Annotated in this window: 11 protein-coding genes; 6 read left to right on the plus strand and 5 right to left on the minus strand. The window is 39.1% G+C overall.

Annotation, left to right across the window (positions count from 1 at the left end; translation table 11 throughout):
* Positions 1-278 precede the first annotated feature (278 nt).
* The 3 genes from IQ236_RS02270 to IQ236_RS02280 all read left to right on the plus strand — a co-directional run bounded on the left by IQ236_RS02270 (position 279) and on the right by IQ236_RS02280 (position 4,677).
* Positions 279-2,036, plus strand: a complete 1,758-nt coding sequence (locus IQ236_RS02270) for a helicase HerA domain-containing protein (RefSeq protein ID WP_193867779.1) — start codon at positions 279-281, stop codon at positions 2,034-2,036.
* A gap of 60 nt (positions 2,037-2,096) precedes the next feature.
* Positions 2,097-2,843, plus strand: a complete 747-nt coding sequence (locus IQ236_RS02275) for a cupin domain-containing protein (RefSeq protein WP_193867780.1) — start codon at positions 2,097-2,099, stop codon at positions 2,841-2,843.
* 835 nt (positions 2,844-3,678) lie between these two features.
* Positions 3,679-4,677 (plus strand): RNA polymerase sigma factor, RpoD/SigA family, encoded by a 999-nt coding sequence (locus IQ236_RS02280; protein WP_193867781.1) that lies wholly within the window; start codon positions 3,679-3,681, stop codon positions 4,675-4,677.
* Between the two features lie 99 nt (positions 4,678-4,776).
* Here IQ236_RS02280 and cobO read toward each other — a convergent pair whose 3' ends face one another.
* Together cobO and IQ236_RS02290 are read right to left on the minus strand one after the other, a co-directional pair.
* Positions 4,777-5,385 (minus strand): cob(I)yrinic acid a,c-diamide adenosyltransferase, encoded by a 609-nt coding sequence (gene cobO, locus IQ236_RS02285; RefSeq protein WP_193867782.1) that lies wholly within the window; start codon positions 5,383-5,385, stop codon positions 4,777-4,779.
* Positions 5,386-5,427: 42 nt separating this feature from the next.
* Positions 5,428-6,876 (minus strand): RecQ family ATP-dependent DNA helicase, encoded by a 1,449-nt coding sequence (locus tag IQ236_RS02290; protein WP_193867783.1) that lies wholly within the window; start codon positions 6,874-6,876, stop codon positions 5,428-5,430.
* Positions 6,877-7,352: 476 nt separating this feature from the next.
* Here IQ236_RS02290 and IQ236_RS02295 point away from each other — a divergent pair, with 476 nt between their 5' ends.
* Together IQ236_RS02295 and IQ236_RS02300 are read left to right on the plus strand one after the other, a co-directional pair.
* Positions 7,353-8,216: an alpha/beta fold hydrolase gene (locus IQ236_RS02295; RefSeq protein WP_193867784.1), complete on the plus strand. Its 864-nt coding sequence runs from the start codon at positions 7,353-7,355 to the stop codon at positions 8,214-8,216.
* 22 nt (positions 8,217-8,238) lie between these two features.
* Complete coding sequence (locus IQ236_RS02300) at positions 8,239-8,961, plus strand: glycerophosphodiester phosphodiesterase (RefSeq protein WP_228041380.1); 723 nt, start codon at positions 8,239-8,241, stop codon at positions 8,959-8,961.
* 34 nt (positions 8,962-8,995) lie between these two features.
* Here the strand turns inward: IQ236_RS02300 and IQ236_RS02305 are convergent, their stop codons facing one another.
* From IQ236_RS02305 to hrcA, 3 genes are read right to left on the minus strand one after another with little or no spacing between them, the layout of a single operon-like run.
* A complete protein-coding gene (locus IQ236_RS02305; protein ID WP_193867785.1) occupies positions 8,996-9,778 on the minus strand; it encodes a hypothetical protein in 783 nt (260 codons plus the stop codon).
* Positions 9,779-9,784: 6 nt separating this feature from the next.
* Positions 9,785-10,171: a DUF1622 domain-containing protein gene (locus tag IQ236_RS02310; RefSeq protein ID WP_190520677.1), complete on the minus strand. Its 387-nt coding sequence runs from the start codon at positions 10,169-10,171 to the stop codon at positions 9,785-9,787.
* An 18-nt stretch (positions 10,172-10,189) separates the two neighbouring features.
* Positions 10,190-11,287 carry a heat-inducible transcriptional repressor HrcA gene (hrcA, locus tag IQ236_RS02315; RefSeq protein WP_193867786.1) on the minus strand — a complete coding sequence of 366 codons (1,098 nt, stop codon included), beginning with the start codon at positions 11,285-11,287 and terminating at the stop codon, positions 10,190-10,192.
* Between the two features lie 248 nt (positions 11,288-11,535).
* Between hrcA and IQ236_RS02320 the strand changes: the two genes are divergently transcribed.
* Positions 11,536-12,075: a GIY-YIG nuclease family protein gene (locus tag IQ236_RS02320; protein ID WP_193867787.1), complete on the plus strand. Its 540-nt coding sequence runs from the start codon at positions 11,536-11,538 to the stop codon at positions 12,073-12,075.
* The last annotated feature ends 52 nt before the right edge of the window (positions 12,076-12,127 follow it).

A 12,127-nucleotide genomic window follows, 5' to 3' on the forward strand; every position in this document is an offset into this window, starting at 1 on the left:
GAGGGCTTTAGCCCTCTCAACCCTACAACTTTGAGAATCAACAAACCGTAGTGAGGGCTTTAGCCCTCTCAACCCTACAACTTTGAGAACCAACTCCAAGTTGACAACAATTAATCCCTTGACGGAAAACAACAAACAGTAGATATTATTGATAGGGAAATTGTGAGTTGCAATTGATTTGAGGTCAAAATGTTGAATCATGAACAATTCAACAACCCCCGATAAACCCCCAATGCGTAACGAAAGTTCCCCGTTGCTCACCCCCCAAAAACTGAACTATGACCACTGAGAAACCCCTGGGTTCTGTCATTCAAGGTTCCCTGACAAAAGGTTTAGAAGTTCGCTTACATCCTGATGTGTCTGTCGAGGATATGCGGGTGGGAAAATTTTTAGTGGTGCGGGGAAAGCGATCGCATTTTTTCTGTTTGCTGACCGATGTATCCTTGGGAACCTCCAGCGCCCGAATTATTGCTAACCCTCCTCAACCGGATGATGATTTTTTACAAGCAATTTTAGCCGGAAATAGCACCTACGGAACCATAGAATTGAGTCCGATGTTAATGTTGAGTCGGGAATTTTCCGAAGAAGAAGAACTCATTCGTGTCGCCACGCAACAACAGGTAGGGGCGAGGTCTTCTCGCCCTCTTAATAATGGCATAGCCGCCATCGCTTCTTTTCAACCCCAAACCAATAGTACAGAAATTGAACTGTTACCTGTAAAAACCATTCCGGTTCATTTTTCCCAAGTTCATGAAGCCAGTGAACGGGATTTTAGAATTATTTTTGGTTGGGAAGATGACCCCACACGGCGCAATTTTGCCATCGGAAAACCGTTGGATATGGATGTGCCCATTTGTTTAGATTTAGATCGATTTGTAGAACGCAGTAATGGGGTATTTGGAAAATCGGGAACGGGAAAATCCTTTTTAACGCGATTATTATTATCAGGAATTATTAAGAAAAAAGCGGCGGTTAATTTAATCTTTGATATGCACTCGGAATATGGTTGGGAAGCCGTATCAGAAGGTAAACAATTTAGTACGGTTAAAGGTTTAAGACAACTATTTCCGGGTCAAGTGGAAGTGTATACCCTTGATCCCGAATCAACCCGCAGAAGGGGAATTAAAGACGCTCAAGAATTGTATTTGAGTTATAATCAAATTGAAGTCGAAGATATTATGTTAGTGCAACGGGAATTAAATCTTTCCGAAGCGACCATTGATAATGCTAATATTCTCCGCAGTGAATTTGGGAAAGATTGGATAACACAATTATTATCCATGACGAATGAAGAAATCCAACTGTTTTGTGATGAACGTCGAGGACATAAAGGTTCGATTATGTCGCTGCAACGAAAATTAATGCGGATGGATAATTTAAAATATATGCGTCCGACTTGTCCGTCGAATTATGTCGATCGCATTTTGCAATCTTTGGATGCGGGAAAAAATGTCGTGGTTGAATTTGGTTCCCAATCCGATATGCTATCTTATATGTTAGTCACTAACATGATTACTCGCCGCATTCACCAAGCTTATGTCAGAAAAGCCGAGAATTTTTTAGCCTCCAAAAATCCCGTAGATCGTCCCACACAGTTAGTCATTACCATTGAAGAAGCTCACCGTTTTTTAGACCCTGCAATTGTGCGTTCAACGATTTTTGGAACCATTGCGCGAGAAATGCGAAAATATTTTGTAACCTTATTAATTGTCGATCAACGTCCCTCTGGAATTGATGCGGAAGTGATGTCGCAAGTGGGAACCCGAATTACCGCTTTACTCAATGATGATAAGGATATTGATGCGATTTTTACCGGGGTTTCTGGGGCGCAAAGTTTGCGGTCTGTGTTATCCAAATTAGATTCTAAACAACAAGCCTTAGTGTTAGGTCATGCTGTCCCCATGCCTGTTGTGGTTCGTACTCGTCCCTATGATGAAACCTTCTATCAAGAAATTGGAGAAACCGACTGGAAAGAAATGCCCGATGAAAAGGTATTAAAAGCAGCAGCTTTAGCAAAAGATGATTTAGGATTTTAGCAATTGGACTAAACTATTGTACAATTCATTTTCATCCAGTACATGATTTTAGATTTGACAATGGCGTCTTCCCAACTTAAATGGCAACCTCAAAAAACTTACACTGACTTATTGAGCCGTGTAGCTGTATTACCAACTTCATTAATTTGGCATCAAACAGAGTTTACCGGAATCTGGTTTGGCTGTTTTGAGTCCGATGAGCAAGTTCAAGAACATCCGGTAACCATGTTAACTCGTTTCGATCCCGGTGGTTTTTTCTCCCTACATGGACATCCTGGTGGAGAAGAAATTTTGGTACTTCAAGGAAACTTTGCGGACGAAACAGGCGTGCATCCGCCCGGAACTTATATGCTTAATCCTGAAGGGTTTAACCATCGTCCCTATAGTGATCAAGGGTGTTTAACCTTTGTTAAACTAAGGCAACATGGTGGAAAAACTCGTCAGCAAGTCAGAGTTAATATTTATGATTTACCTTGGGAATCCCATGTAATTCCTGAAATTGAAGTGAAACCTGTTTATGAACAAACGGATTTCCCTGAAAAAGTCTCGATTGAACGTTGGCAACCGGGCGCAAAATTGTCAAACGTTGTTGAGTCTGAGGTCAAAGAAATCTTTGTGATCGAAGGAACTTGGAGTGATGATTGGGGAAGTTACCCGACGGGAAGTTGGCTTAGATATCCACCGGATTGTTCCTATAGCCCCTCCTCAGCAACAGGTTGCCTACTTTATGTTAAGACTTATCCTTTAAATACAAACCGCTTTATTGTTGGTAAAGATTTTAAACATCCCTCTGAAACTGGGGAATAGTGGAAGTTGAAAAGTGCATTTTTATCGGAAATTTTGGGTTTCGGGAATTTGTGAACACCAACTTTGGATGCACTTTTCAACTTATAGTAGAAGGCAGAAGGTAAAAGCTTTTAAAATTCTTAACTGATAACTGATAACTGATAACTGATGACTGATAACTGATGACTGATGACTGATAACTGATGATTGATAACTGATGACTGATGACTGATGATTGATAACTGATAACTGATAACTGATAACTGATGACTGATGACTGATGACTGATAACCGATAACCCCAAGTTCGGTTATTACTCAATTACTACAGTTGTATTATCAAAAGAAATAGGGCATGATCAAAATATTCAAACAAAAGTAAAAGTTGCTATAATGGTAAATTCTCCCCTGAAGCCCTTGACTTTCACCCCTAGTTGTATGTCATAATTTTGAGAGATGTAAATCTATGTAAACAATCTTAAGCTTCCTAGAATCAGGAAGCGGGAGAGAAAAGAGGAAAATCAACACGGATTCTCTGTCTAAAGCCGAGCCTCGGTTGGCAACCTAACAGCCTGATGGAGTCATTCAGCTTTAGGGAAAACTAGGAAAAAACGATCACTATAAAGGAAATAATAGCCCTAGACCCTAGAGGAAAACCATTCAATCGCAGCGACAAGACGGATAAGACAGAATTCACCTTTACTTTTACTTTTTACAGAGCAAGACAAGATTTGGAACCAGCCCTACGACTGAAACCCACTTAACCTGTGTTGTCCAGTCCTGTAAAACCTCCTGTAGATAGAGGAGGAAAATTTGCTACCCCTGTAAATTCTGTTTTAGGAGTGTAATTCATACCCATGCCAACTGTCAACACCAAACACAAAGATCAAGCGGCTTCCAAAAACGCTCGACCTGCCACCACTGACACCGTTCGCACCTATTTGCACGAAATTGGCCGCGTCCCTTTGCTAACACGCGAACAAGAAATCACCTATGGCAAACAAGTGCAACAGATGATGCAACAGTTGGAAGCGAAAGACGTTCTCGCAGAAAAACTGGGTCGGGAACCGAGCCAGAACGAGTGGTCTGACGCGGTGGGGATGAGCGAAGCTGCACTTCAAACCACCCTGGAGCAAGGACGCCGAGCCAAGCAAAAAATGATTGAGGCGAACTTGCGTTTAGTGGTGTCCATTGCTAAAAAATACCAAAAACGCAATATGGAATTCTTGGATTTAATCCAAGAAGGAACCCTGGGTTTAGAACGAGGTGTGGAAAAATTTGATCCCATGCGGGGTTATAAGTTCTCGACTTATGCCTATTGGTGGATTCGCCAAGCCATTACCCGTGCGATCGCGCAAAATTCTCGCACCATTCGTCTGCCCATCCATATTACCGAAAAACTGAACAAAATTAAAAAAGTTCAACGGGACTTAGTGCAGAAATTAGGCCGTAACCCGACGGCGGCGGAAATTGCAGAAGCGCTAGAGTTAGATCCTGCCCAAATTAGAGATTATTTGTTGGCGTCTCGTCATCCGGTGTCTTTAGATTTGCGGGTGGGAGATAATCAAGATACGGAATTGCAAGATCTCTTGGAAGATGAAAGCACCTCCGCCGATACGTTTGTGACTCAAGAGTTACTGCGTCAGGACTTGAAAGATTTACTGGCGGACTTGACCCCTCAGCAACGGGAAGTGATTACCCTGCGGTATGGGTTAGAAGATGGTAAGGAGATGTCCCTGTCTAAAGTGGGTGTTCGCATGAACATTAGCCGGGAACGGGTTCGTCAACTGGAAAACCAAGCGTTAAACCATCTGCGTCGTCGCAAAGCTCAAGTTCGGGAATATTTAGCCAGTTAAATATAACGACCTCAAAAACCCGGTTTCTTAAAGAAACCGGGTTTTTAATTAGACGCGCCATGTAGAGACGCGCCATGGCGCGTCTCTACGAGATTTAATTTAAAATTCAATCCCAGGTTGAGCCTTAATCCCTTGTTCGCGGAAGGGATGCTTGACCAGGGACATTTCTGTTACCAGGTCTGCTTGTTCAATTAAGGCTTGAGGTGCCCCTCGACCCGTTAAAATAATATGAGTATCTTGGGGTTTCTCTGCAAGTCCAGCTAAAACTTCTTCAACGGGTAAATAACCCAGTTTCATCGCTACATTAATTTCATCGAGTAAGATTAATTTAAACTCAGGATTTTTAATAAAAGAAAGGGCTAAATTCCACGCTTCACGAGTTTTTTCAATATCTCGATCTCGGTCTTGGGTTTCCCAAGTAAAGCCTTCCCCTAACGCATGAAATTCTAATTGTTCAGGCCATTTACTAAAAACGGCTTTTTCGGCGGGTTCCCAAGCGCCTTTAATAAATTGAATAATTGCTACTCGATAGCCATGACCGAGGGAACGCAACACCATTCCTAAAGCAGCGGTGGTTTTGCCTTTTCCGTGCCCAGTATTAACAATAATTAATCCTTTAGTTTGATTTCGTTCTGCTACCCGTTGATCTTGAACTTCTTTACGACGCTGCATTTTCAGACGGTGTTGTTCGGCGGTGTTAGTTTCCATTGTTTGAGTTCGGTTAATGGGGTTGAGGAATAGCTTATTTTACTATTTTTTGGGTTGACAGCGATCGCAATGACCGCATCTTTTAAAAGAATGATCTAAATTGAATCCAAACGCTTGTAATAAAAATTGCCACCGACATTGACGAGTTTTTAAGTATTGGTTCATTTGTTGAATGGCTTTATTATTTATATCCAAAGTTGATTTAGCAGGTTTAGATTGCATTTCATAGTGAAACGGATCACGCCAGATTAAGCGTCCTTGGGCGTGTAAAATTGAAAGGACGACCGCACTATTATTAAATTGTTCAGAAACCGTTTCGATATTTCCTTTTAGGGGAAGTTTCTTAATTAATTGATTAGCTGATTGATATTGTTTTTGTAGGTTTTCCTTTAAATAGTTTTGGCGTTGTTTATCTTCAGGATAGAAAAAACCGGTAGGTTCGCTAATAATTGTTAATGCGATCGCAGGTTGACCATCTCTCCCCGCCCGTCCCACTTCTTGAATATATTCTGATAATAAAAACGGAGCTTGAAAATGGGCAACCCATCGAACATTACTTTTATTAATTCCCATGCCAAAGGCACTACTACAAACCACAAATTTAATGTTTTCTTGTAACCAATCTTTTTCAATTTTCCGGCGTTCATCTGAACCTAAACCCGCATGATAAGCAACGGTTGAATAATTTTGAGTTTGTAACCATTGGGCTAATTCTTCACAGTCTTTACGGGTGCGGGCATAAATTAAACCTGTTTGGTTTTTTCGAGGTTTAATAAATTGGATTAATTGTTGTTTTCGTCCTCTGGGAGTGCAAACTGTTTTAACGTTTAATTCTAAATTATATCGATAGGGACTGAGGAGAAATTGTTGAGGATTTTTGAGGTTTAAAACCTGTTTAATAATAGCTTGAGCATCAGGATCGGCGGTGGCTGTAAAGGCTGCGATCGCTATTTTTGTTCCCGCAGGTTTTAGTTTTAATAAAGTTGTCCGAATAGCTCCTAAACGTCGATAAGCGGGTCGAAAGGTATCCCCCCATTGGACTAAACAATGGGCTTCATCTAAGATTAAACCATTGATTTTAACCTGGGGTTGAGAAATAACACTCCAAACGGGAGAACTTAATAGAGTTTCAGGAGAAAGATAGAGAAGTCTTAATTGATTTTGTTCAACTAAACGTAAGGTATTCCGACGTTGTTGGGGCAATAATTGACTATGAATTAAGGCGGCGGGAAGTTTTAGATCTTGAAGTTCTTGAACCTGATTTTCCATTAATGCCACTAGGGGCGATATCACTAAAGTTAATCCGGTTTTTAATAAGGCTGGAAGTTGAAAACAGATGGATTTACCCCCTCCCGTTGGCATAACAATTAAGGCATCTTTAGAGTCTAACAAGCTTTTAATAATTTCCCCTTGGGGAGGTCGGAAATCATCATAACCCCAAATCTTTTTAAAGGCAGTTTTTACCTGTTGCCAATCTGTAGATGCTTGCATGATGTCTAACTGTGTTTGACAAAATAAAATTAAGAGAATATTAATATTATTATCTCATATTTTACCTAAAATTTTATAGTTTTTAAACCCAGGATCAGTAACAAACCCTAACTTAATCGCTGAAATCACGAGCTTTTGCTAATGACCCACCCTATACTATAGCAATCCGTGTAGGATTTATGAAAAAGTTCTGTAGGGGTTTGGTTTCCAAACCCTCTTTGCGCCTGGGTTTGGAGGGACATCACCCCTACGATAAAATATTATAACCTCGGCGCGGATTGCTATAGCAATCTTAAATGATTTATGAAAAAGTTCTGTAGGGGTTGGGTATCCCAACCCTCTTTGCGCCTTGGGTTTGGAAACCAAACCCCTAGGATAAGATATTACAACCTCGGTGCAAATTGATATAGAGAGATCTAATCCTTTATACTGAAAATATCCAGTTTGCCAATTTATTATTTTCAGAGGGTAAAACTATGAGTTTTATTAGAAAAACTTTATCCCTATCAACGGCTAACCTCTCTTATTTAGAATGGAATTCTGCGGTTAATGGTTCGTCGGATACAAATCTTTTATTATTACATGGGTTAGCAGATCAAGCGTTGGTTTGGAAAAAGTTAGGAGAGAAATTGAGCGATCGCTATCATATTATAGCACCAGATATGCGAGGACATGGAGAAAGTAGTAAACCGGAAAAGGGATATACCTTTACTGAGGTTATTGAAGATTTAGAAGCCTTAATGGAGCATCTAAATTGGTCAAAAGCCCATATTTTAGGACATTCTTGGACGGGTAAAATGGCAGCGATTTGGGCAAAACAGAATCCTGAACGATTTAATAGTATGATTTTAGTTGATCCAATTTTTATTATGAAACTTCCCGGTTTGTTTAAATTAACTCTACCCCTTTTGTATCGTCAGTTAGATTGTCTAAAATTAATCGGCCCCTTTGCTAGTTTTGAACAGACGGAAAATCAAGCTAAACAGTTAGCTCAATTTGCAGGATGGAGTGATTTACAACAGGAATTATTTGAAGCTGGAATAGAGGAAAAACCTGATGGAAGTTGGGGAAGTAAATTTGGAATTCCGGCTAGAAATGAAATTTTTGAACAGGTGATGGAAGTTCCAGGGTTAACAGAAAATATTAATATTCCCACATTATTAATTCAACCGGAAAAGGGAGTTAATCGGATGGACTGGCAATTAAAACCTTATCAACAGTATTTAACCCAGTTAAAAATTGAACGGGTGGCAGGTAATCATTGGTCATTTTTAGTTGAACCTGATTGTTTTAATCAAACCGTTGAAGCGTTTTTAAAAGATCAAATGATGGTAAAATAATAATTATAGAAATAGAGGTAAAATGATGGATTTAGAAATTATTGCTCATCGGGGTTTTTCAGTTATGGCGCCGGAAAATACCCTGGTTGCGTTTAGTGCCGCTTTACAACAGGGGGCAAATTCTCTGGAATTTGATGTACAAGTTTCTGCGGATGGAATTCCGGTGATTTTTCATGATGAATTGTTAAATCGAATTACGGGAACATCCGGTAAAGTTTCCGAGAAAACCGTTGCAGAACTTAAAGAATTAGATGCAGGTTCGTGGTTTGCTGAACGATTTGCGGGAGAAAGTATTCCTACATTAGAAAATGCGATCGCTACTTTTAAAAATGTTAAGGATTTTTTATATTTTGATATTAAACCTAATCATCAATGGTCAGAGGAAGAAGTTCAAAACTTAGGAGAATTTGTAACTCAAAATAATATCCTTAAAAAATCAATTATGACTTCTTTTAATGAAAAATTTTTAGATCAAATTCGTCACCAGCATCCCGAAATAACCCTCGGATATTTTTTAATTGCTTTTAATCAGTTTGAAGAACAGCTTCAAAAAGCAATTAACAAAGGAAATTCGATTTTAAGCATCCATTATCCTGTTGTCTTACAACATCCAGAAATCCTAACCCAAAGTCAAAATCAAGGGGTCGATATTGTGGTTTGGACAGTGGATGATCTCAATGATTTTAACACTTTAGTTAATTTAGGCGTTAAACGGATTATTACCAATTCATTAATAGGAATTTAGAAACTGGGTTTCTGGGACTAGGTTGCTGTTTAACCTAAATCCCAGTAACAACAGCCCAAAAATAGGTTTTAAAGGTTTTTATATCAACCTTAATCTGCATCTGTTGACCCCAAGTAAATAGATTAAACTCAATCATATTCTTAGGGTAATCAATATTTAATTCATCTAGCAAAGCCACCCAATGACTGGGATAGGAAAAAACAGGAGGTTTGTTCAAAAGTAAGCCAAAATCATTAATTAATCCAAAGGCTACACCCCCAGATTTTACAATTTGATTTGCCTTTTGAATCGCTTCTAAATCTCCGAATAAATAAGCATAATGATAATGAATTGTTTGATAGCCTAAAATTTCTTGAGTCCATCCGCCGATTTCCCAAGGCTTTGTAATTCCCGCTAAATTTCTGAAGAGTTGAGGAGCATTAGGGTCAACGGAAAAAATCAGATTTTCCGACTCTCTTAATGTCGATAATACCATCCAATCCACTTGAGGGATCTTAACATTAACTTGACTCTGTTGTAAATAGACAGGTGAAGGAATCCAACGATTGGTTTGGGTATGAAAGCCACCAATTTGAAACAGATTTCGACAGAGTTGAATATAAGCAGCAGGATGTTTTCGAGCCAATTCAAAAATAATAGCAGCAGGGCCACAAAAGGGTTGAGAACCTTGATTAATGTTAAAGGGATTTAGCAGACGTGAGCGGATTTCGGCAATAATTTGCTGTTTATTGAGTCCCGTCCAAACCCCAGGAACTTTTGAACGTTCAAACTCGATAATTGCTGTTTCTGCGATGGTTAAAGGGTCAGAATTCACCATTATATTCTATAATTTCTGAATAGAAGATTTCTCCTCTAGCTTTTTCTGAAAGTTAGTTTCACTTTCCAGTTCTTTATTCAAAAAATAATTTAAAAATGTCCGAATCACAGCAATTGCGGCTAACTGTCCTAATACCTGAAAAGAGGGTGTAATTGTGGTAGAAACAATATCCGCACCCAACTGAAATTCTAAGGCTAAGGCTAACCACGTTCCAAAGTGGAGACGTAACTCTATAAAGGGAAAAACTAGCCGCCGATGGAAAGCTTTTAAGGCAATTTTTAAGGTGGTAATTAATCCTAAAAAGACGCAAAAAGCCGAAATTGCTTCTAAGCCAAATCTTAGAAGATGGACAAAGGAAAATAAACTATTTTCTAAGGATTCTAAACCGACCATAAATATAGAAATTAAACATTAACTCAGTGCTTCCGACAAATAATCAGCAGCGGCTTCAACAACGGCGATGGCATTTTCATACATCATCCGAGTCGGGCCTAAAATTCCCACACTTCCCACCGGAATATTATCCCGTCGATATTGAGCCGAAACCAAAGTACAGCCTTGAATGGGTTCTAAGGGATTTTCCGTCCCAATCCGAACTGTAACCCGTTCAGTTTGGGACGGGGGAAAAATTAACGGCCACAATTGTTCCTGTTCTTCTTCTAATAAGTGCATTAAAGTTTTCACCTGTTGCAATTGTGAAAATTCGGGTAAATGTAAAACTTCCGCAATTCCACTAATTAGAATTCGAGTATATTCTGGGGTTTGGCTACGATGACTTAAATCCGTTAATAATTTGCGTAAAAAATCCGAATAGCGTTGAAATTCACGATCTAATTCTGTACAATCTAAAGTGGAGAGTTCAGAAATAGATTTTCCTCTGAGTTGAGCATTTAAAAAATTAGAAATTAATTGTAACTCTTGTTCTAAAACTTCTGGATTTTCGGGTAGCGGATTAACTCCCATTGTGTTAGAATTAGCAGGGTAATTCGGAGACGATAATTCAATCAAACTCGATTGGGTTTGATAGGAATCCGTTACCACCACTAACATAATTTTTCCGGGTTCTATCGAAACCAGGTGCAAATGTCGCAACCGGGTTGTAATTCGTTGGGGTAATGTTACTAAGGTAATATACCCACTCAACGTTGATAAAATTTGCGATGCACCCCGCAAAATTGCCTCCAAACTACAGTTTTTTAAACTGAGTTGTTCCCGTAATAATTGCAGCGCTTCATCGGCTACGGTTTCTGAAGGCGTAATTAATTTATCCACATAAATTCGATAACCCGAATCCGAGGGGACTCGTCCGGCGGAGGTATGGGGTTGATACAGGAGTCCGGCGCGTTCCAAGACCCCCATACTATTGCGGATGGTGGCGGGACTGACTTTGAGGTTGTATTCTTCCACCAAAGCTTTAGAGCCAACAGGTTCTGCCGTCGCAATATAGTGACGAATCGTTGCCCACAGGATATGATGATGTCGCTCTGTTAAATGCACTTGTGTAAACATTGAGTTTTTTTATACAGATTTGACTGAGGGAGTATGGTCTTGAACCAGGCAACTCTGAGATTTCCAGAAGTTTACGACTCGCCAGTTATTCAGCAGAGTTTTAAGATCCAAGATAACAGATATTTGAGTTGAATGGGAAAATTTTTCTCCTCATGTATTTAATCGCCGTTAAAAAGAATTCAATAAAACGGTATAATTAAATCGGTACTGATCCATTTAAAATTAGGAAAAAAGCGTTTTTTGTATCAATGACTAATCCAACTGAAATTCCTCCTCTTAATAGTTTAGACTATATCTCCTATTTGGATGAAAATGGCAGAATCCTTGACTTGCTTCAGGGTCAAATTGGTGTTTATGCCATTTTTAATCAAGATAAAATCTTACAATATGTCGGATATTCCAGAGATATTTATCTAAGTTTAAAGCAACATTTTGTTCGGCAATATCAAGGCTGTTATTGGCTGAAGTTACAAACAATTACTCGTCCAAATCGAACAATTTTAGAAGAAATTAAAGCAGCTTGGATTACTGAAAATGGTTCAATTCCTCTGGGAAATGCAGAAGATGAAATGCTGTGGAATCATCCCATTCAAGTCAAACCTTTAATGACAGCCGAAGAAAAAATAGCTTATGAAAAAAACGATGAAATCGGTCAAGAAAAACTGTTAAAACAAGTTGCTCGTCGTGTGGAAGAAGAAATTTTAACTCAACTCCAAGAACGGGGATTACAAGAAGAAATTCGCTTTAATCCCAAACTCAAAAGTAGTGGATTATTAGATTTAAAATAATAAAAATGGTGTGTTAGCGTCAAGCTGACGCACCCAATAACATTAATCTCTT

The sequence above is a fragment of the Planktothrix mougeotii LEGE 06226 genome (assembly GCF_015207485.1).
GTDB lineage: Bacteria > Cyanobacteriota > Cyanobacteriia > Cyanobacteriales > Microcoleaceae > Planktothrix.

Bases quoted from the DNA above. Each gene is read 5' to 3' on its own strand.
- IQ236_RS02275 (WP_193867780.1), top strand. From the start codon at position 2,097: ATGGCGTCTTCCCAACTTAAATGGCAACCTCAAAAAACTTACACTGAC.
- IQ236_RS02300 (WP_228041380.1), top strand. From the start codon at position 8,239: ATGATGGATTTAGAAATTATTGCTCATCGGGGTTTTTCAGTTATGGCG.
- IQ236_RS02310 (WP_190520677.1), bottom strand. From the start codon at position 10,171: ATGGTCGGTTTAGAATCCTTAGAAAATAGTTTATTTTCCTTTGTCCAT.
- IQ236_RS02305 (WP_193867785.1), bottom strand. From the start codon at position 9,778: ATGGTGAATTCTGACCCTTTAACCATCGCAGAAACAGCAATTATCGAG.
- cobO (WP_193867782.1), bottom strand. From the start codon at position 5,385: ATGGAAACTAACACCGCCGAACAACACCGTCTGAAAATGCAGCGTCGT.
- IQ236_RS02270 (WP_193867779.1), top strand. From the start codon at position 279: ATGACCACTGAGAAACCCCTGGGTTCTGTCATTCAAGGTTCCCTGACA.
- hrcA (WP_193867786.1), bottom strand. From the start codon at position 11,287: ATGTTTACACAAGTGCATTTAACAGAGCGACATCATCATATCCTGTGG.
- IQ236_RS02290 (WP_193867783.1), bottom strand. From the start codon at position 6,876: ATGCAAGCATCTACAGATTGGCAACAGGTAAAAACTGCCTTTAAAAAG.
- IQ236_RS02295 (WP_193867784.1), top strand. From the start codon at position 7,353: ATGAGTTTTATTAGAAAAACTTTATCCCTATCAACGGCTAACCTCTCT.
- IQ236_RS02320 (WP_193867787.1), top strand. From the start codon at position 11,536: ATGACTAATCCAACTGAAATTCCTCCTCTTAATAGTTTAGACTATATC.
- IQ236_RS02280 (WP_193867781.1), top strand. From the start codon at position 3,679: ATGCCAACTGTCAACACCAAACACAAAGATCAAGCGGCTTCCAAAAAC.